This is a genomic window from Streptococcus sanguinis, from assembly GCF_900475275.1.
Taxonomy (GTDB): domain Bacteria; phylum Bacillota; class Bacilli; order Lactobacillales; family Streptococcaceae; genus Streptococcus; species Streptococcus sanguinis_N.
Window position 1 is genome coordinate 1,635,879 of sequence record NZ_LS483364.1, and the last position, 26,602, is coordinate 1,662,480.

At 43.2% G+C, this 26,602-nt stretch carries 24 protein-coding genes; 5 read left to right on the forward strand and 19 right to left on the reverse strand.

The window, feature by feature from the left end:
* Positions 1 to 2 precede the first annotated feature (2 nt).
* From arcA to DQM55_RS08160, 13 genes are all read right to left on the reverse strand, one after another.
* The gene (gene arcA / locus DQM55_RS08100) at positions 3 to 1,232 is read right to left on the reverse strand and encodes an arginine deiminase (RefSeq protein WP_002897955.1); all 1,230 of its coding nucleotides are present in this window, start codon (positions 1,230 to 1,232) and stop codon (positions 3 to 5) included.
* 289 nt (positions 1,233 to 1,521) lie between these two features.
* Positions 1,522 to 2,208, reverse strand: a complete 687-nt coding sequence (locus DQM55_RS08105; RefSeq protein WP_009659907.1) for a Crp/Fnr family transcriptional regulator — start codon at positions 2,206 to 2,208, stop codon at positions 1,522 to 1,524.
* Positions 2,209 to 2,255: 47 nt separating this feature from the next.
* Entirely contained in the window at positions 2,256 to 2,753 is a 498-nt protein-coding gene (locus tag DQM55_RS08110; RefSeq protein WP_009659858.1) for a DUF1648 domain-containing protein, read from the reverse strand.
* Positions 2,740 to 3,021, reverse strand: a complete 282-nt coding sequence (locus DQM55_RS08115) for an autorepressor SdpR family transcription factor (RefSeq protein ID WP_032905516.1) — start codon at positions 3,019 to 3,021, stop codon at positions 2,740 to 2,742. Before DQM55_RS08115 ends, DQM55_RS08110 begins: the two co-directional genes overlap by 14 nt.
* The gene (locus DQM55_RS08120) at positions 2,999 to 3,787 is read right to left on the reverse strand and encodes a YhfC family glutamic-type intramembrane protease (protein WP_111676093.1); all 789 of its coding nucleotides are present in this window, start codon (positions 3,785 to 3,787) and stop codon (positions 2,999 to 3,001) included. Before DQM55_RS08120 ends, DQM55_RS08115 begins: the two co-directional genes overlap by 23 nt.
* Before the next feature lie 190 nt (positions 3,788 to 3,977).
* The gene (locus tag DQM55_RS08125) at positions 3,978 to 5,057 is read right to left on the reverse strand and encodes a serine hydrolase (protein ID WP_009659969.1); all 1,080 of its coding nucleotides are present in this window, start codon (positions 5,055 to 5,057) and stop codon (positions 3,978 to 3,980) included.
* A 135-nt stretch (positions 5,058 to 5,192) separates the two neighbouring features.
* A complete protein-coding gene (gene sodA / locus DQM55_RS08130; RefSeq protein ID WP_009659917.1) occupies positions 5,193 to 5,798 on the reverse strand; it encodes a superoxide dismutase SodA in 606 nt (201 codons plus the stop codon).
* Positions 5,799 to 5,860: 62 nt separating this feature from the next.
* A complete protein-coding gene (gene holA, locus DQM55_RS08135; protein WP_111676095.1) occupies positions 5,861 to 6,907 on the reverse strand; it encodes a DNA polymerase III subunit delta in 1,047 nt (348 codons plus the stop codon).
* 189 nt (positions 6,908 to 7,096) lie between these two features.
* A complete protein-coding gene (locus DQM55_RS08140) occupies positions 7,097 to 8,143 on the reverse strand; it encodes a DUF805 domain-containing protein (protein WP_111676097.1) in 1,047 nt (348 codons plus the stop codon).
* A gap of 124 nt (positions 8,144 to 8,267) precedes the next feature.
* Positions 8,268 to 10,508, reverse strand: coding sequence for a DNA internalization-related competence protein ComEC/Rec2 (locus tag DQM55_RS08145; RefSeq protein WP_111676099.1), 2,241 nt, complete (start codon positions 10,506 to 10,508; stop codon positions 8,268 to 8,270).
* Positions 10,492 to 11,172, reverse strand: coding sequence for a helix-hairpin-helix domain-containing protein (locus DQM55_RS08150; RefSeq protein WP_111676100.1), 681 nt, complete (start codon positions 11,170 to 11,172; stop codon positions 10,492 to 10,494). The genes DQM55_RS08145 and DQM55_RS08150 overlap by 17 nt, the downstream gene beginning before the upstream one ends.
* Before the next feature lie 145 nt (positions 11,173 to 11,317).
* The gene (locus DQM55_RS08155; RefSeq protein WP_172454787.1) at positions 11,318 to 11,866 is read right to left on the reverse strand and encodes an HXXEE domain-containing protein; all 549 of its coding nucleotides are present in this window, start codon (positions 11,864 to 11,866) and stop codon (positions 11,318 to 11,320) included.
* A gap of 72 nt (positions 11,867 to 11,938) precedes the next feature.
* Positions 11,939 to 12,679: a lysophospholipid acyltransferase family protein gene (locus tag DQM55_RS08160; RefSeq protein WP_002900842.1), complete on the reverse strand. Its 741-nt coding sequence runs from the start codon at positions 12,677 to 12,679 to the stop codon at positions 11,939 to 11,941.
* A gap of 157 nt (positions 12,680 to 12,836) precedes the next feature.
* On the opposite strand from DQM55_RS08160, the gene DQM55_RS08165 reads away from it, so the two are divergent.
* From DQM55_RS08165 to DQM55_RS08180, 4 genes are all read left to right on the forward strand, one after another.
* On the forward strand, positions 12,837 to 15,176 hold the full coding sequence (locus tag DQM55_RS08165; RefSeq protein ID WP_111676104.1) for a cation-translocating P-type ATPase: 2,340 nt from the start codon (positions 12,837 to 12,839) through the stop codon (positions 15,174 to 15,176).
* Positions 15,177 to 15,306: 130 nt separating this feature from the next.
* On the forward strand, positions 15,307 to 16,053 hold the full coding sequence (locus DQM55_RS08170) for a tRNA1(Val) (adenine(37)-N6)-methyltransferase (protein WP_111676106.1): 747 nt from the start codon (positions 15,307 to 15,309) through the stop codon (positions 16,051 to 16,053).
* Positions 16,043 to 16,306, forward strand: a complete 264-nt coding sequence (locus DQM55_RS08175) for a GIY-YIG nuclease family protein (RefSeq protein ID WP_111676109.1) — start codon at positions 16,043 to 16,045, stop codon at positions 16,304 to 16,306. Before DQM55_RS08170 ends, DQM55_RS08175 begins: the two co-directional genes overlap by 11 nt.
* Complete coding sequence (locus tag DQM55_RS08180) at positions 16,299 to 17,165, forward strand: DapH/DapD/GlmU-related protein (protein WP_111676111.1); 867 nt, start codon at positions 16,299 to 16,301, stop codon at positions 17,163 to 17,165. The genes DQM55_RS08175 and DQM55_RS08180 overlap by 8 nt, the downstream gene beginning before the upstream one ends.
* A gap of 44 nt (positions 17,166 to 17,209) precedes the next feature.
* Here the strand turns inward: DQM55_RS08180 and DQM55_RS08185 are convergent, their stop codons facing one another.
* The 3 genes from DQM55_RS08185 to DQM55_RS08195 form a co-directional block, all read right to left on the reverse strand.
* Complete coding sequence (locus tag DQM55_RS08185) at positions 17,210 to 17,743, reverse strand: isoprenylcysteine carboxyl methyltransferase family protein (protein WP_111676113.1); 534 nt, start codon at positions 17,741 to 17,743, stop codon at positions 17,210 to 17,212.
* A 182-nt stretch (positions 17,744 to 17,925) separates the two neighbouring features.
* Positions 17,926 to 18,672: a DeoR/GlpR family DNA-binding transcription regulator gene (locus DQM55_RS08190; RefSeq protein ID WP_002897983.1), complete on the reverse strand. Its 747-nt coding sequence runs from the start codon at positions 18,670 to 18,672 to the stop codon at positions 17,926 to 17,928.
* A gap of 385 nt (positions 18,673 to 19,057) precedes the next feature.
* Positions 19,058 to 20,629: a DEAD/DEAH box helicase gene (locus tag DQM55_RS08195; protein WP_111676115.1), complete on the reverse strand. Its 1,572-nt coding sequence runs from the start codon at positions 20,627 to 20,629 to the stop codon at positions 19,058 to 19,060.
* A gap of 357 nt (positions 20,630 to 20,986) precedes the next feature.
* On the opposite strand from DQM55_RS08195, the gene DQM55_RS08210 reads away from it, so the two are divergent.
* Positions 20,987 to 21,385, forward strand: a complete 399-nt coding sequence (locus DQM55_RS08210) for a hypothetical protein (protein WP_111676119.1) — start codon at positions 20,987 to 20,989, stop codon at positions 21,383 to 21,385.
* Positions 21,386 to 21,416: 31 nt separating this feature from the next.
* Here the strand turns inward: DQM55_RS08210 and icd are convergent, their stop codons facing one another.
* The 3 genes from icd to acnA are packed head-to-tail and all read right to left on the reverse strand — an operon-like array spanning position 21,417 to position 26,399.
* Positions 21,417 to 22,613, reverse strand: a complete 1,197-nt coding sequence (icd, locus tag DQM55_RS08215) for an NADP-dependent isocitrate dehydrogenase (protein WP_111676121.1) — start codon at positions 22,611 to 22,613, stop codon at positions 21,417 to 21,419.
* A gap of 1 nt (position 22,614) precedes the next feature.
* Positions 22,615 to 23,733, reverse strand: a complete 1,119-nt coding sequence (locus DQM55_RS08220; protein ID WP_111676123.1) for a citrate synthase — start codon at positions 23,731 to 23,733, stop codon at positions 22,615 to 22,617.
* Positions 23,734 to 23,735: 2 nt separating this feature from the next.
* Positions 23,736 to 26,399: an aconitate hydratase AcnA gene (gene acnA / locus DQM55_RS08225; protein WP_111676125.1), complete on the reverse strand. Its 2,664-nt coding sequence runs from the start codon at positions 26,397 to 26,399 to the stop codon at positions 23,736 to 23,738.
* Between the last annotated feature and the right edge of the window lie 203 nt (positions 26,400 to 26,602).

Below are 26,602 nucleotides of genomic sequence, written 5' to 3' on the forward strand. Positions count from 1 at the left end.
GCTTAAATTTCTTCACGTTCAAATGGCATAGACATACAGCGTGGTCCACCACGACCGCGAACCAATTCACTTCCGCGGATCTTAATCAAACGCAAGCCGTATTCTTCCAAAATCTTGTTAGTAACTGTATTACGATCATACACTACTACTACACCAGGTGCAATGGTCAAGGTGTTAGAACCGTCATTCCACTGCTCACGCGCAGCAGCTACGATATTGCCACCGCCACAGCGAATCAGATGAACTTTTTCTACACCAAGGTTTTCTGCCAAGATTTCTGCCAAATCACCTTTTTCTTCAACAATCTTAAGTTTATCATCAACATAAGTTACAGAGTAAACGCGAAGATCGCCTTCGATTTCTGGGTGAATCGTGAACTTGTCATAGTCAACCATAGTGAAGACAGTGTCTAAGTGCATGAACTTACGGTTGTTGGCAAATTCAAAAGCCAAAACTTTCTTGAAACCAACATTTTTCTTGAAGATATTGACCAAGAGTTTTTCGATAGAAGCTGCGTCTGTACGTTGTGAAATCCCAACTGCCAGCACATCTTTTGAAAGAACCAACTCGTCCCCACCTTCAATACGTGTATCTTCTTCACGGTTGTAAACAAGTTCAACATTTCCACCGTATACTGGGTGATGTTTGAAGATGTATTTACCGTAGAGAGTTTCACGATTACGAGTATCTGCATACATGTGGTTGAGCGATACAGCATTACCAATTGTAGCAAATGGGTCACGTGTGAAGTAGAGGTTTGGCATTGGATCAATAGCGAATGGATAATCAGATTCCACCAAGTCCGTCAAGCCTTTTGCTTCTTCAGGAATTTCTGGCAATTCAACTTTTTGAACCCCTGCCATCGTTTTTTCAACCAACTCTCGGTTATCTTTGATACCACGGAGCAGTTCACGAATAGCCTTCTTGGTTTCACGTCCGCGAATATTGGCTTCTTCCAGATATTCTTCGATGAATTGCTCGCGGATTTCTGGAGAAGTCAGTGACTCAGCAGCCAACTGCTCAAGATAGAGCACCTCAACTCCTTCATTGCGAAGCGCTTGAGCAAAGTTATCATGTTCTTTTTGTGCATCTTCTAAGAAAGGAATATCATCAAAAAGAAGACGTTCTAAGTAGTCCGGCTGCAAGTTTTCCAACTCCTTGCCAGGACGGTGCAACATAACTTTTTTCAGTTTTCCAATTTCTGAGAAAACACGAATTGGATGTGTAGACATCTACTATCCTCCTTTTTCTTTGCGGTTTAGGTTTTTCTAAGCCCGTTTACGTGTACTATTCTAGCATTTAATGCTACCGCTTTCAAGAAAAAGCCAACATTACAAATGCCAAATCCTTTGCTTTTTTCTATTTTTATTTTTATAATATTCTTCTTTAAAGCGTTTTCTTTGAATATTTTACATATTATATTATTTTTGTGAATATTTATTTTTTAAAATAAAATCAATACACGGTTAATATTAGAATATTTTGAATTTATTAAGCAAAAAAGAAGCCAATCAGAACCGATTAGCTTCCAGCAAGGTATTTCATGAAATACTCTTTCTCTTTAAAAGTTAATTTTTTATGTTGGTATTCAATCCGACCTTCATCTAAGAGCTTTTTCAGAACTTGATTGACCGTTTCCCGAGTTGTGGCTCCTAGCTTAGCCAGTTCTTTCATGCTGATAGGAAAGGGCAGGCTATCTCCTACCTTGCACAAATCCATGCAGAGCAGAGACAAGGACTGAACCACACGCTCGCTGGCACTGGCTGCTACGACATTGCGCAAACGAAGTTCCTGAAATTCCAGAATTTGCGACAGCCGCTTGGTAATAAACAAAAGCTGATCCACACTCTTCTTTGAATAGTCTTCAAACAAATCAATAGGAATGGAGAAATATTCGACATTGGTGACAGCGCTGGCTGTGTAATGATAGCACTCATCAAAAAACATACCTCCATAGGGGAAAACACTGTTTTTCTTGACATAATCCATATAAGAAAATGTGTCTGTCGAATCATATTGCTCAATCCGAACATAGCCTTGAGACAAGAGAAAAAGACGCTCTCGTCGGTCTCCTGCAAAAAAGATAATTTGCCCTTTTGGAATCTTGCGATACTGAATCTCCACTGCTAATTTATCGAAAAGCTCCACTGGCAGATTGACAAAGGCAGGGTGCTGCCGGATAAATTGATAATGCTCCTTGGTAATCATGATAACCCTTTTATTTGATACTTGATACCATTATAGCATAAATCCGCTTACAAATAGAAAATGCTGACTATAAAAGCAATAAATCCTAACAAAACAAAGAGGTATGCCCATTTTCTATTCATGGGCTCTCTGTCAGCCTGTACTTTTTTGGGCAAGTAATTGCCTACAATTATGAAAACCAAAGCAACCACCATTGCTGCTGTTTTACGGATATCAAATTCCTCATTTAACCCCCGATAAATGGTAGCTAGATACAGCGAAACAAAGGTAAAAGGAAATATCCAGCGAATAAGGTGCTTAAAGGTTCTATTTAAGATATCTTTGGCAATGGTTATCCAGTAAATCATAACTTCTAGCAGCATCATGACAATTGGAAAAGCCGAAACTACTAAAAACTTAGGTAAAAAAGCATTTCCTTTTCCAGATAAGTCAAAGTGAATAGCCAAGTTTTCTGGTAATGTTTGATAGACCCAGATGGAATATAAAACTGGCAAGAGCATGACGCCAAGCGCCCAACCTAATTCTTGTAAACTATTTTTTTTCATTTTCGTTTCCTCCTCCAAGAGATTGAAACCAGGCAAGAATTTCTTCAAAAACAGTGACATCTAAGCTGTAATAAATATAGTTCTTCTGCTTTTCTTCTATGAGCAGACCAGCTTTCTTTAGCTGAGAGAGGTGGTAGGATACCGTCGCAGGGGTCAGCTCAAAAGCTTGAGCAATCTCCCCAGCAGACTTCGGACCATGCTTGAGCATTTCCAGAATCCCTCTTCGAACTGGGTCAGCTAGAGCTTTAAGCGTTTGACTGATCCCCATGATTAGACCTTTCTTTCAGGTAAACTTTCAAGATTTTCTTGGTCAGAAAGACTAGTGCCACTACTTCTACCAAGAGCAAAGCTTCAACTGCAAGCGGCGGAAGAACACCTACCTGAGCCAGAGCAGGCGCTAAGTCAATCAGGGCATGAAGTCCTAGAGCGGCTAAAAAATACACTGGAGCCTTCTCCTTGACCGCCTTCCAAACCCAGAAAGTCAGCAAGATTTGGATGAGAATAGCCAAGATCCGCTCAAGAGCCAAAAGATAGATGCTGCCAGCGCTCATAGAGCGGACATTGTCAATAACTGCTTGAGGAATTTGAGCCAGCGTCTGAGCATTCCCCTGAGTCACTACTTGAGCTATAACCCAAAAGTTTAAGAGACTGACAATACCAACAAACAGAGCCTCAATAGCACCATGCCCCAAGCCATAGGCTATACCATCCCTAAAGGTCAGTGGGCGCTTCTTCTGCAGCCAGTAAAAGATGACCCAGCGGGCTGTTTCTTCAAAAATAGCTGCCGCAGCAATAGCATAAAGAACGTATAGCCAAGGATTTTCCGTCCGCAAAGCGATAGTCCCATCAGCCTGAGGTTGTAAGACGATACGGTGCAAGATATTTTCCAGAACCTGACTAGACAGATAAAAGCCAACTCCCCCTAAAAGGAAGACTAATAGAGAAATGTGCTTGGTCTTTTTAAAATAAACCAAAGGAACAAGGACTGCTCCTAAAATAAGCAGCATAGCAATCAAGATATGAATGGAAATCATCGTTTTTTCTCCTGAACTGTTTAGATTTTTTTCTAAATAGATTATACATCTTTCTTTTCTTTCTGTCAAATCTATTTTGATTTTTTTCTAAATAGTATTCTATCTAAAAATCATCAAGCTTTACTGCAATAAAAAAACAAAAATACGCCCAGATTTTCACCTAAAGCATATTTTTTTGATTTCTATTAGATTAGTTCATATTAACCCGATGCCATTCATTGATGACGTAGGCTAACTGACCAACTTGCTCAATTCCGACACCACTGATCTCATCACTGGCCTCGGTGCTACCACCTAAATAAGCCGTATAGAGAGCTATAATATAGGGCTTCTCTTCCATAACTAATGCATCCACATTGAGCGCCTCACGAACATATCCAGGCTTTTGATAGATGGTAATGTCACGTAGATAGCGCTTATAGTATTCACCTGGGAAGGATTCGCCTATATAATAAAGGATATCCTTGTACTTTTCCTGATTTTTAGACAAATACTCAAGGACCTGAATATAGTAGTCCGTCGTGGTCTTATTATTCTCACGGCTGATCGTCTTAATATCAGCCTTGGACTGACCGTAGCGACTAAACATATCATAGGCCTTTTCCATGCCGCCTAGACGCTCTGCTAAAGCGTAGGCTGGAGTATTTTCAGAATAAACCAAGGAATATTCCTGCATGTCTGATATTCTCATAGCACCATTGAAAGCACCAACATAGTTATCATGCTCGCCCCTATATTCATAGTTTGTATTGGTAATATCAAACCGCTCGTCCATAGAAAGTTTGCCGGCAGCAACCTCATCTACTACCAGCATATTGAGAGGGAGCTTGTAGGTCGATCCCGCAGTCATAGGCTGGGTATCATTCATGGCAAAGGTCTTGCCAGTCGTCAAATCCTTATATGAAAATGCAACCTGGGAGGGTTCAATTCCCATTTCGGTCATATAAGCCTGAATGACCTGAGTCAAATCCAAATTTGCATAGTCAAATCGCAGCCCCAAGGCATCCATAGTCGGCCCATCCGCCTCCATGACCTTCTGCTTTTCCTCTAGACTTTTCTCAACAGGCTTCGGCTTTTCTTCAACTGGTTTGGAATCAGGCTTGACTTTCTCTTCTTCCTGTTCTTGCTCGCCAGACTTTGCAAGTTGGGCAGCCTCTTGTGCTTTCTTTTCAATAGCCTTATTTCGTTGGGTTATAAAAAGGAAGATGAAGCCCAGCAGACAAAGACAAGAAAGGACAGCTACGATAATCGTTACAATTTTTTTACTCAAAACATTTCTCCTAGCATTTGTATTATAAAAAATTATGAGGAAAATAACAAGTGAAATCCAGAAAAAAGGCATTTTAAGCATTAAAAAAGGCAAATCTTTAATCGATTCGCCTTTTTATATATTGAAACTGCCTGTTTATTTCGCAGCAGCGTAAAGTTGGTCAACCTTTTTCCAGTTAATAACTGAGAAGAAAGCTTGAATGTAGTTCGGACGAAGATTGCGGTATTTCACATAGTAAGCATGTTCCCAAACATCCAGTCCCAAGATTGGAGTTTTACCTTCTGAAATAGGAGTATCCTGATTTGCTGTTGAAGTTACTTCCAACTTGCCTTCTTTGTTGACAACCAACCAAGCCCAGCCAGAACCAAAACGAGTTGTAGCCGCTGCAGTGAAAGATGCTTTAAAGTCTTCAAATGATCCAAAAGTAGCTTCGATATCCGCTGCCAACTCTGCAGATGGTGATGTTTCTGCTGGTGTCATCAATTCCCAGAAAAGAGCGTGGTTAAGATGACCACCACCGTTGTTGATGACTGCTTGACGGATATCAGCTGGGATAGACTCCACATCAGCCAATAATTTTTCCAAGTCTTCACCAATTTCAGGATGTTTTTCAAGCGCAGCATTAACATTCGTTACATAGGTATTGTGGTGCTTGTCATGATGCAAGTGCATTGTTTCTTCATCAATGTAAGGCTCTAACGCATCGTAAGCGTAAGGAAGATCAGGTAAGATAATTGCCATTTGATAGACCTCTTTTTCTATATGATTATAAAAATGATAACGCAATCATTAGAATTTTTCAACTATTTTGCTTGTAGCTCACCCGTCGCAATCTTGAGCAGAGCCAAATCAAACAGGTAATCTTTATCATACAGCCCCGACTTAATCTGAAAATCCGTTTCAATCAAACAGGCCATAGTCTTTTTAAGAAAGGCTAAACTCAGTGAGCGAGCATCCTTTAAGGCAAACTTGACTTGATAAGGATTGATCTTGCGGCCTAGATAGTCGGACAAATCAGACACAATCTGACTCTCAGCTCTGCCATTTTCCGCTAAAACCTTAACCTGCGTAAAGATACGAAACTGCCCCAGCATAATGGCAATAAGCTTGATTTCATCCTCACCTTGAAGAGTCAAATCTCGGACCAAGCTTCTGGCCTCATCAATCTTCTGCTGCAAAATAAGCTGGGTCAGGTCAAAAATATTGTCCTGAAGAGTCTTGGGAATGGCCTCGGCAATGTCTTCTAAACCAATCTGACCGGACTCTTTATAACCTTTCAGAAAGGCTAAATTTTTACTAACTTCACTGAACTGAAAACCTGATTTCAGCAGCAACTGATCGAAAGCTGTCGGAGCAAATTGTAATCCTTCTGCCTGCGCTTCCTTGCTGAAATAAGCCTGTAGATCTGCTTCCTTGAGTTCTGCAGCCTCAAAAATTTTCCCGTCCCGTTTCAGCAGTTTGACCAGACGGCGCTTGCTATCCAATTTGCCTTCTGCAAAGATAACCAGACGAGTTGTATCCGCTGGATTTTCCAGATAATTTTCAAAAGATTTGAGTTCTTCATCAGTCAGATAGCGCTTCTTGGCTGTTGTCAAATCAGCAAAATGGTCCAAAATTACGATTTTTTCATCCGCAAAAAAAGGCAGACTGACCAAGTCCAACTCCACATCCTGATAGTTTGCTTCTTTCATATCAAAAATAGCAGTGTTCAAATCGCCCGGTTGAAACTGAATCTGGCGGAGAAACTGCTCCTTCAACAACTCAAACTGACCCAAGTCATCTCCAGCCAAAATGGTCAAAGCAGGAAGGTTGCTTGGCGTGATTTTTTTAATTTCCTCAATAGCTAACACCGAAAGTCTCCCCTACTTTATATTTCTTGTCAATTTTTTTCATGTATTGATTGTAACAAAAAAGAGTCGGAAAGTCTGTTTTTTTCTTTGCAAACGAAATCTAATTTTTGAATAGATCTGCGTTCTGTTAAAACTTTTCTACGAGCGATAGAACAAAAAGAGCTGGAAAAATTCCAACTCTTTCTTTGTTTATTCTTGGTTTTCAGTTGCATCATCTACACTGTTTTCAACTGGTGTAGAAGCTTGCTCCTCTTGAATTGGTGAAACAAAAGGATTATCCTCAACAGGTGCCTGAGTTCCAAAATCTTGAGGTGTTGACTGCTCAGGTGTTTCAGCAGTAAATGGATTTTGAACTGGTTCTGCTTGCTCCACTGCCTGACTTTGATCAGAAACAGGTTGTTGTGGCTGTTGACCAAACTGCTGATCTTGGAAACCACCTTGTTGAGGCTGTTGGCCAAATGGTTGATTTTGAACAGGTTGTTGTGGTTGTTGACCAAATGATTGGTTTTGGACTGGTTGCTGTGGTTGTTGACCAAATTGTTGTCCTTGGAAACCACCTTGCTGTGACTGTTGGCCAAACTGTTGATTTTGAACAGGTTGTTGTGACTGACCAAACTGTTGGCCTTGGAAACCGCCTTGCTGTGGCTGTTGACCAAATGGTTGACTTTGGAAACCACCTTGTTGCGGTTGTTTTTCATAGTTCAAACCTTGATTGTATGGCTGTTGGCCAAACTGTTGGCCTTGGAAGTTTTGCTGACCATATGAATTTCCAACCATTTCAGGCTTAGATCCTTGACAAAGCAAAACAATCAAAGCAATACTACATGGAAGAGATACTATTCCTGCAATAATATTTAGAACTGGAATAAATGATAGTAAAAAAGGACCAACATACAAGAAAAGAAATGCCCAATGATAACCAGCATCACGTAAACGACGGACAATGATAGCTAAATTAGGTACAAAAGTTGCCAGAGCATAGAGAATTAAGATGAAAATAAAGATTACAGCGAATCCTGCTCCAGCCAAGATTGCTGATGGATCTGATTCATATCCATAAGTTGAGTCTTGAACTGCTGCTGAAAGAATACTTCCAAAAGCAGATGCCCAAAAAATGATAAATAGCGGTGCAGTAACAATAACATGACACAAAACTACCCACCAATAGTCTGATCGACTTGAACGACCTGAAAAATCAGCATAATGTGTCCAGAATTTTTTATATGCAGCAAACATAAAATTCTCCTCTATAATTTTTTATACCCATTATCTTATCACAAATGCATAAATAAATCAATATGACTTCCTGACTGAAGCTAAGCAGTCTACAAAGTATGAGTTGGCATCTTTAGCGCGGCTATCAATGAACTGTTTCAATCCTCCAGGAATTCCAACCAGTCAACCGAATGGCCCCCTGCTGGTCAGTTCGATAGATGGCTGTATTAAACTTCTCAAATCTTTGCAAAGTTTCCTGATGCGGATGACGATAACGATTATTCTGACCGGCTGATATCAAGGCCAGTTTCGGCTGAATTTGCTCTAAAAACTCTGGACTGGACGAGCCTTTGGAACCATGGTGCCCTGCTTTTAAGACATCCGCTTTCAGCTGAGGGAAGCGCTGCAGCAGTTCGGTTTCTCCTTGTCTTTCCAAATCACCTGTAAACAAAAATTTTGTCTGAAAGAACTCCCCGTAGAGTACAATTGAATCATCATTTCCACCGTCTCCTGTTCCGCTAGGATAGAGAACCTGCAAAACTGAGTCAAATACCGGAATCTCATCTCCTACTTCTACGACATGGACAGAAGTTTCTATCTGCTCCAGTTTTTGAACAAAATCAAGCTGAGTCAGACTTCCTTTAGAAACATAGATTTCCTTGATGGAAAAATGCTTAGCTACCTCCAGCATATCTCCCATGTGATCGGTATCGGTATGAGTCAGGACCAATACATCCAGACTAGCAACGCCACGACTTTTGAGATAGGGAATTAAGGTCTTTTCTGCATTGGATGAAGTCTGTCGCTCCTGCCAAGCCTCTTTCTTTCCTATCTCGACTCGTCCTCCTACATCAATCAAAACCGTCCTGCCTCGCCAGTCCCTGAGAAAAATGCTATCTCCCTGACCAATATCCACTACTGTGATCTCGTTTTGCAGCGGATGCTTTGTTAGGAAAAATAAGAGAAGAGCTAGCAAACTAAAAGATAAAAGCCAGCTTTTCTTTCTCCGAAAGTCATAGATTAAAGCCAAAACCAAAAGCAGAGCGAACAGTAACCAGAGGTTGGGCTTTCCAAAAATCAAAGGGCGCGGAGCAAAATCAGCTACCCAACGAATCACATCTTCTAGTAACTCAAAGAAAAAATTGACTTGAGTGATTTTTAAAAGTGGCGACAAAATAAAAATGAGGGTTAAGCCTGGCAGCATCAGCAGATCAAAGAGTAGTGAAAATAGAAAAGTTAAAATCACGGACCAAGGCTGAAATTCAGAAAAATAGTAGATTAGTATAGGCAAAATCCCCAATGAAATAGTCAGACTTTCCGCTAAAAGCTTCCGAAACGGCGACAACTTCTCAAAATCCATCATAGAAATCAAAAAAGCATAAGCACAGGATAAGACACCGCCAGCTGTCAGAAGAAAATTGGGCATGATGATAAAGAGAACCATCAGTGTCAGGGCAAAATTATCAAGTCTGGTCAATCCTTGCTGGGCCAATAACTTCTGAACTAAGCTTCTGACAACAGAAACAGAAAAGCCTGTCAGTCCAGCGTAGATAAATGAAAAAGGCAGCTGCAAGGCGTTTACTGTCTCCCTCTTCATCCCCAAACGTAGAAGAATCCTGCGAAAACCATCCAAAAAGAAACCTACCTGCATACCAGACAAGGCAAACAAGTGGATGATACCCAAGCTAGAATACAGATTGCTCATTTCCGCAAACTCCGTATCCAGGTCACCAAACAAGAGTCCAGTCATATAATGACTCATCGGGCTGGGAAAATTACTTCGAATATAGACCAGCGCTTTTCTCCGCCAAACAGACAGCCAATCCAGTGGATTCAGGCTGGAAATTGGTCTTAGTGACTTAATCTTATTGATTTTTAAGATACGGTAAATCCCCTGACTCTTTAAATAAGCCTGATAGTCAAAGCCCGAAAAATTTCGTTGCTGCTGAGCCTGTTCAAACTCTCCTTCAATATCAAGTACGACCAAATCTGTCAGTTGCTGAAAATCTTCCTTTTCACTGGCTGATTTGATCTTGTAGAAGACCTGATAAAGTCGACCGTTGGTTCGCCCTCGAAAGGATAGGGAGTCTCCATTGACTTTGATCGTATCTGGCAAGACCTGAACCGAGCTAGTTGACGGAGCTTCCTGCCTAAAGGCCTGCTCTGCCATTTCCCGACGAAGCAAGAAAAAGAAGACAAAAAGGGACAGGAATGCCAAAGCAGCTAGACTTTTTTTGAGGGGATAGCTGAAAAAGAGACGAAGCAGAAGGACACCCAGCCCAAAATAAGCCAAAGAACTTCCAGAATAGACTGCAAAATAGGCCCATACAAGGATGAAAGCCAGATAGATAGGGGTGAGGGGTAACTTTTTAATCCACTGTGACATATTCTTTCAGCTTTTCTAAGGTCTTATCTCCAATACCTGACACCTTTTTCAGATCATCTACTGACTTAAAGCGGCCACTGCTTTCGCGGTAGGCGATAATGTCAGAAGCCCGCTTCTGTCCGATGCCTGAAATAGTCTGCAGTTCAGCCTCTGTCGCCGTATTTAGATTGACCTTGTCCGACTTTCCACCACTGGCACCAGCAGAATCAGAAGCTCCTGCTTGACGCTGGCCAGTCTGGGTGACATCAGCTCCTTCTTCACCAATCTTTGCCACATAGATTACTGCTTCATCCGTTAATTTTTGTGCCTGATTGATGGACTTAGCCTCGGCGTCTGCTGTCAATCCGCCAGCTTTTTGGATGGCTTCATGGACTCTCGCTCCTGCTCTCAGCTCATAGACACCAGGATTCTTGACTGCTCCCTTAATATCCACAGTAATCTGCTCGCTTTCCTCTTCGTCCGCCTTGGCCTTAGAGACAATCTTTTCGCTTTCTTCATCAGCTGAGCTGGATGAGGAAGTTACCTCTTGACTTAAGGCGGCTACCTGGTTTTGCGGTTGATGATTTCCTTTGATGAGGAAAAAGCCACCTAGCACAGCGCCAACCACTGCCAGACCGACAAAGAGCTTGTATTCTTTAAGCTTCTCAATGATTTCTTCAAGCATATTTTTCTCCTTTGTCTTTTTATTCGTAAAACATTTAAAAAAATAAAACAAGCCGAGAATATTTTCAGCTTGTCATATTTTAAAATCTTTATTTTGCAAGTAATCGTAGATAGAAAGGCCATTGATAAAAATAGGAGCTGTAATATTAGTCTGCTTTGCTTATCCTGTATATCCAAGTTTCTATCTTTTGAGCTTTGCTATGTAAAAAAGCAAGGTTTACTAGAAGAAAAGCCATCATTAGCACACTTAGAATTAGAAGCAGCGGCCAAGAAACTGACTGCTGATATAGATAAAGGATGAAGACTAAGATGAGTATAGGAAAAGTCGTCAAAGCTGTGAAGCCGCCCGGTACCCAACGACGAAAGCGAAACACTTGCATGATATGGCCCAGCAGATGAAGAGTATGACAGAAGCCAATAGCCAGAGCTAGCTCGGGAATGCGAAATAGAATCGCAAGCAGCAAGAGAATAAAAGCTAGCAAAAATTCCTCCGCAATCATCAGAGCAATGCTTTCAGCAGAAAGATAACTTCCTCTTCTGGCAATGAACATCTCCTTTTGATAGCCTTGATGGTCTTGATTCTGAGAAATCCAAGGCCGAACCAGGATAATCTCATCAAACTCGTGCAGCATAAACAGTGATAAGGTTACAAAAGATAAAAAAGCAAGAGACATAGCATCCTCCTTATAAAACATAGCAACATTATAACTCACTTGCATACAAAAATCAGCTCCCAAGCAAGATTGCTCAGCAAGCTGATTAGTATTTTATTTTCTATGCTTATCTGGATCCCAGACAAAGCTAGCAAAAAAGCTGAAAATGATGGTCAAAATTCCAATCAAAATAGCAGGAATAAAGACAAAGGCACGTAAAATCCGCAAGAAAATATTGCCTTTCTTTTGTGTCTGGTAAGGTGCTACTTCAGCATCCAGACGGTCAAACTCAGCATGAACACGGCGAGCCACTTCCTCAACTCCCTCATCATTCATCTTCTTAATGTCTGAAATATCAATGGGATTACCAAAATTCATATCCACGCGCTCCCCAGCTGCTAAGCCTTTGAGGCTCATGGGACCAGCATAGACCACTGGCATGATACGGACCTTAGCCATCTTAGCAATCACTGCTACTCCTCCCTTGACATCCGTAGAATGCCGGCTGCCGCTTGGGAACATAATCAGAGAGCGATTGCTCTTTTTCAGCATATTGACAGGGTATTTTATAGCTGACGGACCAGGATTTTCCCGGTCAATGGGAAAGGCACCACACATGCGAATCCACCAGCCGAATACGCGATTTTCAAAAAGCTGTTTCTTGGCCATGAAAATGAACTGCTTGGGCTTGGTCGCAAAAGCCATGTAAACTGGATCCCACCATGTTCGGTGAGGGGCAACCAAGATATAATTTTCATCTTTTGAAGGAATCTTTTCTTTATTGTGGTAGTGTGCATTGCCGTTCAAGGTCCACAGGATAAAAATCACTAAACCTCGCAAATAGGTATAAAACATAAACTCTCCTTATTTCAAACTGTGATTGTACTTGAAATTTATTACATCCTTTCCCATTATACCCTATCCCATTATAGTCTGCAATATTTTTCCAAACTTTGGCTGTAACAGCTGATTCTGATAGCCATTTCCATAAAAAAATGGTATCATTAATCTCATGAACAAGAAAGAATTAATCGGTTTAAACCAAACCCAAGTAGATGAAAAGATTTCGCAGGGCCTGACCAACGATTTTACAAGTGACACCAGTACTAGTAACTGGCAAATCGTTAAGCGGAATGTTTTCACCCTTTTTAATGCCCTTAACTTTGTTATTGCTCTAGCCTTGGTCTCTGTCCAAGCCTGGAGCAATCTGGTCTTCTTCGCAGTAATCAGCTTTAACGCCGTCACTGGTATTATCACAGAGCTGCGAGCCAAACACATGATTGACAAGCTCAATCTGGTCAGCCGAGAGCTGGTCACAGTCATCCGCAACGGCCAGGAAGTCAAAATTCAGCCAGAAGAAATTGTACTGGGTGACCTGATCAAGCTGTCAGCTGGCGAGCAAATTCCCAGTGATGCCCGTGTAGTAGAGGGTGTTGCCGAGGCCAATGAAGCCATGTTAACAGGGGAGAGTGACCTAGTGCTCAAGGAAGAAGGCGCTGAGCTGCTGTCTGGTAGCTTTCTAGCCAGTGGGCAGATCTATGCTGAGGTGCACCATGTCGGAGCAGACAACTATGCCAACAAGCTCATGACTGAGGCTAAAACCCTCAAGCCTATCAACTCGCGTATTCTATACAATCTTGGGAAAATTTCCCGCTTTACTGGAAAAATTATCATTCCTTTCGGAATGGCTCTCTTCTTTGAAGCCCTGATGATAAAGGGATTGCCTGTCAAAAACTCTGTCATTACCAGCTCAACAGCTCTTTTGGGTATGCTGCCTAAGGGAATCGCCCTGCTGACAGTCACGTCACTCCTGACAGCTGTCATCAAGCTAGGTATGCGCAAGGTGCTTGTTCAGGAAATGTATTCAGTTGAAACTCTGGCTCGGGTGGATACTCTCTGCCTGGACAAGACTGGGACAATTACCCAAGGTAAGATGACTGTTGAAGCCTTGCATAGCCTGTCAGATAAGTTTTCTGATGAGACCGTCGATCAAATCTTAGCAGCCTACATTCAAACCAGCGAGGATAATAACCCAACAGCCCAAGCTATTCGCAAGGGCTACGGCCATCTGGACCATGCCTATACTAGCGACAATGTCATCCCATTTTCTAGTGACCGAAAATGGGGCGCTATGCATTTATCCAGTGTCGGAACTATCTTTCTGGGGGCTCCCGAAATGCTGCTGGACAGCAATCCTGCAGCGGTTGGAGAGGCTCAAAAACGCGGATCGCGGGTTTTGGTGCTAGCTCACAGCAACCAAGTGCTAGACAAACACAGTATTCAACTGCCTGAAGATATGACCGCTTTAGCTGTTCTGGAAATCACTGATCCTATTCGTGAGGGAGCGGCTGAGACACTGGACTACCTGCGCTCTCAGGATGTTGATCTGAAAATCATCTCTGGTGACAATCCAGTGACCGTTTCCCATATTGCTAGCCAGGCTGGATTTGCCAACTACAACAGCTACATCGACTGCTCTAAAATCAGCGATCAAGAATTGGTTGAGCAAGCAGAAGAAACAGCCATCTTCGGCCGTGTTTCTCCCCATCAGAAAAAGCTGCTGATCCAGACTCTTAAGGCCGCTGGTCGGACAACAGCCATGACCGGAGATGGGGTTAATGATATCTTGGCCTTGCGTGAAGCAGACTGCTCCATCGTCATGGCCGAGGGCGACCCCGCAACTCGGCAAATTGCCAACTTGGTCCTTCTTAACTCCGACTTTAACGATGTCCCCGAGATTCTTTTTGAAGGCCGCCGGGTTGTTAACAATATCGGCCGGATTGCTCCGATTTTCTTCATCAAGACGATTTATTCCTTTATCCTGGCTATCATCTGTATCGCCAGTATCCTGCTAGGAAAATCTGAATACCTCTTGATTTTCCCATTCATCCCGATTCAGATCACCTTGATTGACCAGTTTGTCGAAGGTTTCCCGCCCTTTGTCCTCACCTTTGAGCGCAATATTAAGCCGGTTGAAAAGCACTTCCTCAAACGCTCCCTGCAGCTAGCTCTGCCAAGCTCCCTCATGATTGTCTTCAGCGTGCTATTTGTGCGCATCTGGGGCAGCAGTCATGGCTGGAGCGATATAGAAATGGCCACCCTGACCTATTACTTGCTAGGCAGCATCAGCTTCCTGTCAGTCATCCGGGCCTGTCTGCCACTCAACCTCTGGCGCAGCCTGCTTATTATCTTCTCTGTCTTTGGCTTCTATCTATCAGCTTTTGTCCTGCAGCACCTTTTGGAAATTGCGACGCTGACAGCCGCAACTTTACCAGTCTATCTGATTCTCATGGTCGTTTTCGGGCTTGTCTTTGTTGCCTGCACCATCAAGCAGAAATACAGATTTGATTAAGAGCTAGCTAAAAAAAGAATTATCATTTAAGCTCATGGAAACATGCGAGAGCCCTCGCATGTTTTTTTGATTGTGCAAAAACTTCCCATATCCCTTTGGAATCCTTGCTAAATCATGCTATAATTGACTTATGAACGAAGCAAAACTAAAAGACGGAGAACGAGTCAACCAGCTCTTTTCAACGGATGTCAAGATTATTCAAAACAGTGAGGTCTTCAGCTATTCGGTAGACAGCGTACTGCTTTCCCGCTTTCCTAAGCTGCCCCAGCGGGGGTTGATTGTCGATCTCTGTGCTGGAAATGGCGCTGTTGGACTTTTTGCCAGCACTCGCACCAAGGCCAAGATTCTGGCAGTCGAGATTCAGGAACGTCTGGCAGACATGGCCGAGCGCTCCATTGAGCTCAATGATTTAACCCAGCAAATGCAAGTTATTCAGGACGATCTGAAAAACCTAGGACTCTATATCACTGGCAGCAAGGTTGATATGATTCTCTGCAATCCCCCGTATTTCAAAGTGGACAAGCAATCCAATCTCAATGAAAGCCAGCACTACCTATTAGCCCGCCATGAAATCTCAACAAATCTGGAAGAGATTTGCAAGATTGCCCAACGAGTCCTCAAATCTAATGGTCGGTTGGCCATGGTTCATCGACCAGAACGCTTTCTGGATATTTTAGATACCATGCAAGCCCACAACCTGGCTCCCAAGCGCATTCAGTTTGTCTATCCAAAGTTGGGTAAAGAGGCCAATATGCTGCTTATCGAAGCGATTAAAGATGGTTCCCGCGACGGTCTAAAAATCCTGCCCCCTCTCTTTATTCACAATCAGGATGGCAGTTACACTCCGGAGATTCACGAGATTTACTATGGAAAATAAAGCCTATATGTACGTGCTTGAATGCGGGGACGGCTCCCTCTACACCGGCTACACAACGGATGTCCAAGCCCGACTCAAAAAACATCAAGCTGGCAAAGGTGCCAAATACACTCGCACTCGGCTGCCAGTTACCTTACTTTACCAAGAAGAACACCCTACCAAGCCGGCTGCCATGTCGGCTGAAGCACTCTTTAAAAAGAAAACTAGACAAGCCAAACTGGCTTACATCAAAGAAAGGACTCAACATGCCTGAAATCCAGTTTAAAGGCGACTTTCATCATATCGAAATTTCCCCAGATGCCCAGCTTGATATCGGCCAAGATGTCATTTTCCAATCCTTTATCAGCTTGAATGTAGCAAGTGGCGCACAATTCAAGCTAGGAACCAGGGTTTTCTTTAACGACCATTGTACTGTCCGCTGTCAACACTCTATCGAAATCGGCAAGGATACCATGTTTGGCGATGGGGTCCGCATTTTTGACCATAATCATCAGTATTCTAATTACCATATTGAGAAGATTGATTTTACTGTTGCGCCAGTCAAGATTGGAGCTAACTGCTGGATTGGAGCCAATACTGTAATCCTCAAAGGTGTGACCATTGGCGATAATGTCATCGTTGGAGCCAACAGCTTGATTTTCCAGGATATTCCCAGTAACTCTATCGCTATGAGCAAGGAAGAGCTTATCATCAAGGAGCGGCCGCAGGGCAATTTCCATGCCTTCACGCTGACAGCTTCTGATACCTTGGAACAATTGGCCTATTTAGCAGAAAATCTGCCAGACTTGGAATTTCACATAGCCGCTAAGACCAATATTTCTCCTTATTTGGCCAGCTTTAAGGACTATCCTAATATCAACCTCTACACCAATATCCACCAGGATGACTTTATTGAGGATTTGCTCGATAGGGCGGATATTTACTTGGATATTAATCACTGGGGAGAAGTCGACCAAATTGTCCAAAGGGCTATCAGCAAGGGAAAGCCAGTTTTGGCTTTCAGCCAAACTGCCCACCAGCCTGAAGCAAATAGCTTACTCTTTGAAGCGAACCAACCCCAGCAAATGGTTGATGAAATAAGAGAAATAATGAAAGAAAAGGCTAGGACATAAACGTCCTAGCCTTTCTTTTGCAGTCGATATGCATTTTATTAACTTTATTCACCAGCAATTCCATTTGGAATGATAACTTCCTTGAGTAACTGCTCTTCTTCCTTGATACGGACATAGAGTGTGATACAGTAGAGTGGGAAGAGGATAAACAGAGCAAAGTAAGCATGACTGAGCAGGGCCAAGCCCACCAATTCTGGAACAACATTCAGGAAATAATTAGGATGTTTGACATTGCGAAAGAGCCAGTGGTCAACAAACTTATGATCCTTAACCAGCATGAGCTTGATGGTCCAAACTGGCCCTAAGAGCTTGGCAACAAGGTAGAGCATAAACATAGAAAAGAGCAACAAGACAGCTCCCAGTAGGCTCACAAAGTCAAAAGCTGGCTTTTTCAGCAGCAATTCCAGAAAGCAAACCGCATAAAAAAGCATGTGCAGGTACTTCATGATAGTTGAGTTTTTCACCCCGTACTCCATGCCACCCTTAGCCAGAATATCCTGCTCATTCTGAGAGGATTTCCTCAAAAACACCAAACGAAAAAGCGACACTGCTGCAAAAATCACTATAATGATTGTCATAAGACCTCCTAAAATTTAATAATACATTTTATTATATAAGGAATTCCGCAGCAAAGTCAAGACTGTTGTTTACAAAATCGACCAAGATATAAAAAAACTGCGACTAGAATTTCTAGACAAAATCCCAGTCACAGCCTCTATAAATTATTCATTTGAAACAAGTTTCTCTCACCGGCCACACATCATAGAATTTCAACGTAGGTGCTGTATTTTTCCTTGACTTTCGGAGCGATATTATCGTCCGTCACAACTGCACTGAGATTGTCCAGCCGGTAAAAAGAATAGAAAGAATAGCTGTCAAACTTGCTGTTATCTGCTACAATGTATTTGCTGATGGCATTGTTAAGGATAATCGCATCTCCATTGCCTTCTTCTTCATTGCTGGTCGTAACATTATGACCGTCAATGCCATTCGCCCCAATAAAGGCCTTAGAAACCTTGATTTCTTTCAAAAGATTATTAGCAAACTGACCAACAAAGGTTTGAGTCTTGGCCCGATAGCGTCCGCCAATCAGAATTAAATCTAAATTAGCCCTTTCTTTTAACTTTTCAAAAATTGGCAGCGAATTGGTGACAATGCTGATATTTTTGCCATCCAAATAGTCTCCTATAAAATCAGTTGTGGTGCCTGACCCAATAAAGACCGTATCCCCGTCAGCAATCAAATCCGCACATTTACGGGCAATCTGCTTCTTCTCCTCAACATTCAGCATTTGCTTTTCTGAGTGGGAAATCTCGTTGAGAGCATTCTTGACCTTCTTATGGGCTCCGCCATGCACGCGGGTCAGCATGCCCTGCTTCTCCAAATCAATCAAATCCCGACGGATGGTCATATCCGTGACACCCAGCATTTCCTTGAGGTTTTTAACAGCAACCACACCTGTTTGATCCAGTTCTTGCAGAATGATTCTATGTCTACTTTCTTTCATTTTACATTCTCCTTTTGCTCCTGAATTTCTTACAGACTCACCTTCACCTTATTATACAACAGTTTCAGCATATAAACAAAGATTTGTGAATTTTTTTATTTTAAATAGCTGATATGTTGAATTCTGATGTCGAAATTAGTTGAAATACTTTGAATCCTGTTCTATAGCAAGAAGACCAAGAACTGTTCACAGCGGAAATAAGGGGGCTATAATTTACTTTGATAAACAGGACTGCTTCAATCAGCATGATTAAGGAAACTACATTGGCTCATACTTATATTTCTGCAGGACTGAGAATAAGAAGATTTATTGAACAAACGAAAAGAGAGAACTTGCATTCTCTCTCGACGCTAAAATTGCCGCCAACTCTAGTTAACAAATCGCCTTATTTATCACCCTTGTTACGGATAACAAAGCCGGTTTTCTTTTCGCTAGAAGTATTGCGTGGCTTCTTGTGGTCCTTGCGGTAGCGATTTTCTTTATCAAACCGCTCTTCTTTACGACCTTTCTTAAATTGGTCGCGACGGCCACCTCGGTCACGGCGATTGTCATTGTTGCGACGGTTGCTATTTCCGCCACGACCGCCCTTGCCTTTTCCGCCAAAGCCTCCGCCAGACGGTTTAAATGGCAATGGTTTTTCACGGGCAATTTCTACTTCAGGAAGGGCATCTGGATCCTGCACCGTCAAGCTGAGGATATACATAGCCAGCTCTTCTGGGCTGAATTCTGCTGCCAGCTTGCGGGCATCCTTGCCGAATTTCTCAAAGTTAGAACGGATGCTATCATCCGCAAAATCGCGTTCAATCTTCTTAAGAGCCACTTTTTTCTTAGCTTGGAAAGCTTCTTCTGCCGTAGCTGGCTTGAGGCCTTTCATACGCTTCTTGGTCAGATTTTCGATGATCTGCAGATAGCCCATTTCATTTGGCGCCACGAAAGTGATAGACTGACCTGACTTACCAGCACGACCAGTCCGACCAATCCGGTGAACATAGCTTTCTGGATCCTGCGGAATATCGTAGTTGTAGACGTGGGTCACACCAGAAATGTCCAAACCACGCGCGGCCACATCTGTCGCCACCAAGACATCCAGATTCCCGTTTTTAAAGTCGCGTAGAACGCGAAGACGCTTGCCTTGATCCAAATCACCATGGATACCCTCTGCTCGGAAACCGCGAATTTTTAGGCCACGAGTCAGCTCGTCCACCCGACGCTTGGTCCGGCCAAAGACGATTGACAGCTCTGGCTGCTCCACGTCCATCAGGCGGGTCATGGTATCAAATTTTTCATTGTCTTTGACACGGATATAATACTGATCCACCAGCTCCGTCGTCAGCTCTTTAGCAGCAATCTTGACATGCTCAGGTTCCTTCATGAACTTGACACCGATACGCTTGATAGCATCCGGCATGGTCGCTGAAAAGAGTAAGGTCTGACGTTCTTCTGGCACACGGGAAATGATAGACTCAATATCTTCCAAAAAGCCCATGTTAAGCATTTCATCCGCTTCGTCCAAGATTAAGGTTTCAATCTGATTCAGCTTAAGCGCCTTGCGTTTGATCAAATCCAAGAGACGACCAGGTGTTCCTACAACGATATGAGCACCTGATTTGAGGGCCTTGATTTGCTTTTCGATGCTGGAGCCACCGTAGACAGAACGCACCTTGATGCCCTTGCTACGGCCAAACCGGAAAAGCTCTTCCTGACTTTGCACAGCCAATTCACGGGTTGGAGCGATAATCAAGGCTTGAACAGCAGGATTATCTGTATCAATCTTCTCCAGAGTCGGGAAGCCAAAGGCCGCTGTCTTTCCTGTCCCTGTCTGGGCCTGACCAATAACATCCTTACCTGCCATAGCAAGTGGAATTGTCTGCTCTTGAATAGGGCTTGCTTCTACAAAGCCAGCTTTTTCAATCTCTGCTAGTAATTCAGCAGATAAATGTAATTCATTAAATTTCAATGTTCTTCTTCTTTCTAAAGGCGGTGCGAAGCCACCTTATAAGGCTTTTGATACTCAACTATCGAAACATACCAAGTGCTTTTCTCTTGCTAAATCTCGATTTTCTAAGAGTATTCGCTCTTCTCTTCATAAATATGGGCTCTCAAGTCCAGGCACTAAAAAAGCGCCGACTCGGTCGCTAGCTCCCACTGAATAGAAAAACTGTATTTCTGCAACTAATCTAGTATACCACAAAAGCACCTAAAAAGATAGGACTTGCCTGTAAAATATTTTATTAGAGATTTCTTTTGTAAAAAATGAAAACTTGAAAATCAGTTTCAAAAACATTATAATCTACAAAGAAGAAAGGAGATAAGTATGAATAAATTTTTACGAGTGACTTTCATCTTACTATTCTTAGCTATGCTGGGCGCGGCTATAATCCAGATATTCCAGCCCCAGCTCTTGGGCAATGAGTCCGTCTATGGTCTAGCTCTCTACTGGCAGCGGGAAATTGGTTTCTGGAATCTGGCTATTCTGCCTTTAGTCATTGCCACCAACATAAAGTATGATTGGTTCTATCTGCGGATGACCCTTCTAGCGCTGATTCTAGGTGGACTGGGCTTTGGCACCAACCATCTGCTAGGCTATCTGGAAAAGGCGAATCAAGCCAACCTACTGGGCTGGATTGAAAATTATCTGCTAGTTTTCTGTTGGATCATCGGCTGGGGACTGGAATATCGAAAAAGACAAAAAAGTGATGAAGAGACTGTCTAGATAGGCAGTTTCCTCATCGCTTTTTTCTTCATTATGGGCACTTTTCTATATTAGCTACTAGCTCCTCAGCAAATTGACTAGTGGTCAAAGCTGCTACTCCTTCCAGCTGACTGGCAAAATCGCCTGTCACTTTTTGCTCAAAGAGAGCCTTCTCAACAGCCTTAGTCAGGAGATGAGATGCCTCCGACCAACCAATGTAATCAAAGAGCATGGCCCCTGATAAGAGAAGAGAGCAAGGATTAGCCCTATTTTGACCCGCTATATCTGGCGCCGTACCGTGAGTAGCTTCAAAAATAGCATGACCAGTCTCGTAATTGATATTGGCTCCTGGCGCAATACCAATCCCGCCCACCTGAGCAGCCAGAGCATCGCTGGCATAATCACCATTTAGATTGGTCAAGGCGACAACATCAAATTTCTCGGGATAGAGCAAAATCTGCTGCAGAAAATTATCTGCAATCACATCCTGGATGATTAGTTTTCCAGAAGCCAGCTCGTCCGCATACTCTCTTTGAGCTAGTTCATAGCCCCATTTCCGAAAACCGCCCTCTGTAAATTTCTGGATATTGCCCTTGTGAACCAAAGTTACCCGCCTTAGTCCTTTGGCTAGTGCATAGTCAATGGCCGCCCGTATCAGCCGCTCGCTGCCCTGCTTAGAGATAGGCTTAATCCCAATAGCAGAGCTTTCTGGAAAGCGAATCTTGTCAACCTGCATATCCTTCTGCAGGAAAGCGATAACTTTTTGGACTGCAGCCGTTCCACTCTCCCACTCGATCCCTGCGTAGATGTCTTCTGTATTTTCCCGAAAAATCGTGATCTCTGTCTTCTCTGGGTGCTTGAGCGGACTGGGAACTCCCTTGAAATAACGAACCGGCCGCAGGCAGGCATAGAGATCCAATTCCTGTCTCAGGGCCACATTCAAGGAACGAATCCCTTCTCCGACTGGGGTTTCTAGCGGCCCCTTAATAGCCACTAGATGGCTCTTAATCGTTGCCAACGTTTCGTCCGGTAGCCAGTCACCTGTCTGGTCTGCTGCTTTTTTCCCAGCCAAAACTTCCTTCCAAACAACTTTTCTCTGGCCACCATAAGCCTTTTCTACAGCCTTATCAAAGACCAGCTGGGCATTTTCCCAGATATCCACTCCAATCCCGTCACCTTGGATGTAAGGAATAATAGGAGCATCCGGTACCAGCAATTGCCCTTTCTCAAATAAAATCTTATCTGCCATTTTATCTCCTTCCGATGGGAAGATACTCCAAACCTTGAGCACCGATATAGTTAGAACGTGGTCGAATCAGCTTATTGTTCTTGCGCTGTTCCTGAATATGGGCAATCCAGCCAGCCACCCGACTCATAGCAAAAATCAGGGTGTAAATACTGCTGTCAATGCCCAACACATGGTAAACCGTAGCCGAATAAAAATCGACATTCGGTATCAGGTGCTTGGTATGCTTCATATAGGCTTCAATTTCTTCTGAAAGCTGATACCAGACTTCGTCCTTGGTTCCCTGCGTCAAGTCTTTGGCCATTTGTCGCAGGTATTTTTCACGCGGATCTTGAGTCTTGTAAACTCGATGGCCAAAGCCCATAATCTTCTCGTGAGAGGCCAGTTTACGGTCTAGGTAGGCCTGGCAATCCCCTTCCTCTCTGATCTCTTTCAGCATATCAAAGACACATTCATTAGCACCGCCATGAAGGGAACCCTTAAGCGCTCCAACAGCTGCTGTCACGCAGGAATAAATATCGGTCAAGGTTGAGGCGCAGACTCGAGCCGCAAAGGTTGAAGCATTGAGCTCATGATCGGCATGGAGCACCAAGGCACAGTTGAAGGCTTTGACCTCAAGTTCACTCGCCTCTTGTCCTTTGAGCATATAGAGGAAATTAGCTGCAAAGTCCAAATCCTCCCGCGGCTCTATTGGAGTCTGACCCGACCTCAGTCTTGCAAAAGCCGCAATAATGGTCGGCATCTTTGCCATAAGCTGGATGCTCTGCTCATAGGTCGCTTCTAGAGACGCTTCCTCAGCATGGACATTATAAACGCCCAAAAGACTGACCGTTGAGCGCAAGACACTCATGGGATGAAGGTGCTTGCGGGACTGGATGAGAATACACTGCTCCACCGCATCGCTAATGGCATAATTAGCTCGCAGATCTTCTTCAAAATGCTTGAGCTCAATTTGAGTCGGCAAATGCAAATACCACAGCAGATAAATCACCTCTTCAAAACTCGCTTGGTGCTCTACCAATTCAGAAATATTGTAGCCTGCATAAGACAAAGAATCATCAACAATCTGGCTAATCCTGGTATCACAGGCAATGGTATCTTTCAAACCGTCCGTCTGACTCATGCTCACACCTCCTCTAATTTCTTTCTAACGACCATGGGTAAAATTCCTCCATTTTCGTAGTAACGAATATCCGCCTCTGCATCAAAGCGCAGCCGAGCTTGAAAAGCTATTTCTTCAGCACCCTTTCGAGCTACTACATCAACTAGCTGACCAACTTGTGGGTCCTGTGGCAGATTGATGTCGAAACTTTCCTTACCTGTCAAACCCAGACTAGCCGCATTTTCACCCTCTAGATACTGCAGAGGAATAATACCCATCATGACCAGATTGGACCGGTGGATACGCTCAAAACTCTCTGCCAGCACCACCTTGACACCCAAAAGATTAGCCCCCTTAGCTGCCCAATCACGGCTGGACCCCATACCGTAGTCTTTGCCAGCTAGGACAATGGTGCCAATTTGCTCCTCTTTGTAGCGCATGGCCGCCTCATAAATGGATAGCAACTCTCCTTTATAATCTGTGTAACCACCAATTTTCCCATCCGCCAATTCATTTTTAATCCGAATATTGGCAAAAGTCCCCCGCATCATGACCTCATGATTGCCCCGACGGCTGCCATAAGAATTAAACTCTTGGTAATCCACTCCATGCTCCATCAAATAGGAAGCTGCTGGGCTGTTTCTGGCAATATTTCCTGCTGGGGAGATATGGTCTGTCGTCACCGTATCCCCAAATTTTGCCAGCACAGCAAGATTTTTCAGTGGCTGAATGGCTAAATCATCAGCTAAGCCATCAAAGTAAGGTGGATTTTGAATATAGGTCGAAGCCTGGTTCCACTGATAATTTTGAGAAGAGGCTGTCGGAATCTGATTCCATTTTTCATTGTCATCAAACACATGAGCATATTCTTTTTCAAAAAGCTGGCGCGTCACATATTTTTGAACATAGTCTGCAACCAAGTCGTGCTCCGGCATCAAATCCATCAAATAAACAGGTTGCCCCTTTTGATCATAACCCAACGGCTCACTAGTCAGATCGATATTGGTATTTCCAGCCAGAGCATAGGCAACTACCAAGGGCGGACTAGCTAGGAAATTGGCCTTGACCAATGGATTGATCCGTCCTTCAAAATTCCGATTTCCTGAAAGAACAGCACTAGCCAGCAAGTCAGTATTCGTAATCGCCTGAGCCACTTCCGGTCGGAGATCTCCTGAATTTCCAATACAAGTGGTGCAGCCATAGCCGACAAGATTGAAACCAAGCTGATCCAGATAGGACTGAAGACCACTCTTCTTGAGATAGCCTGTGACCACCTTGCTGCCGGGAGCCAAAGAAGTCTTAACTGTCTTTGAAACCCGTAAGCCTTTTTCTACTGCTTTCTTGGCCAAAAGCCCCGCCGCCATCAGGACATAGGGATTGGATGTATTGGTACAGCTAGTAATGGCAGCGATAGCCACATGACCGGTCTTAATCGTCTCCTCATGATCAGAAAATTGGACCACTGCAGACTTTTCCAGCTCGCTCTCATCTAAACCAAAGCCTCGGACCCCCGCTTCTCTGACTAGACTAGCTTGAAACTCCTCCTTAGCAGCTGTTAATTCAATCAAATCCTGGGGCCGCTTGGGTCCTGAGATACTTGGCACAATGTTGGACAAATCAATTTCGACTACCTTGGTATAGTTCGGCTCAACCTTTTCATCATAGAAGAGGTGATTTTTTTGAGCGTAGAGACGGGTCAGCTCGATATGATTTTCTGACCGATTGGTCAGACGCATGTAATTGAGCGTTTCTTCATCAATTGGAAAATACCCACAGGTAGCTCCGTATTCCGGCGCCATATTGGCCACTGTTGCCCGGTCAGCCAGACTTAAATTAGACAAACCAGGCCCAAAGAACTCGACAAATTTACCAACAACATTTTCCTGCCGCAAGATTTGCGTGACCCTTAAAGCCAAATCCGTCGCTGTCGCAATCTTAGGTAGGTTGCCCAAGAGGCGAACACCAATCACCTCAGGAACTGGGAAATATGAAGCCTCACCCAGCATGGCAGCCTCGGCCTCAATCCCACCGACTCCCCAGCCCAGAACACCGATCCCATTAATCATAGTCGTATGACTGTCCGTACCAAACATGCTGTCCGGATAGAGTTGGCCATCCTTTTCAATGATGACATCACTGAGAAATTCGATATTGACCTGATGGATAATCCCAGTAGCAGGGGGAACCGCACGATAATTATCGAACGATTTTTCTGCCCACTTGAGAAATTCGTAGCGCTCATTGTTACGGACAAACTCTTGGTTCATATTGGCCTCTAAAGCTGTATCACAGCCATAAAAGTCCACCTGAACACTGTGATCAATAACTAAATCAACCGGAATCTCTGGATTAATCTGATCGGCTTGACCTCCCTGCCCGACAATAGCATCGCGCATACTAGCCAAATCCACTACGACAGGAACACCTGTAAAATCCTGGAGAATGACTCGACTAGGCTTAAAAGGAACTTCTCCGCTTGGTGATTTAGCTTGATAATACATTAAAGAGCTAATGTTATCTTTTGTTACGTCAACACCATCTTCCTTACGAAGAACACTTTCTAATAATATTCGTATAGAATAAGGAAGTTTTTCTATATCCCCTCCTAGTAGAGCCGAGGCTTTCCCAAGGTCTATGTATTGGTATATTTTACCTTTGTAATTTAAATCGTTTAGGTATTCTGCCATATTTCTACCCCTCACTTATTTTAAATTGTTTTATATTATACTTTATTATGAAATTTTATGCAATAAAAATTATAATTTTTATGTTATATTTTATAACATAAAATAACAGTTTTTTAAATATAGGCAAACTGTACTAATGATTATTTTTCCCAAGCACGAAAAAACAAGCACCATTCTCGGTGCTTGTTATAGGTAAAATAATT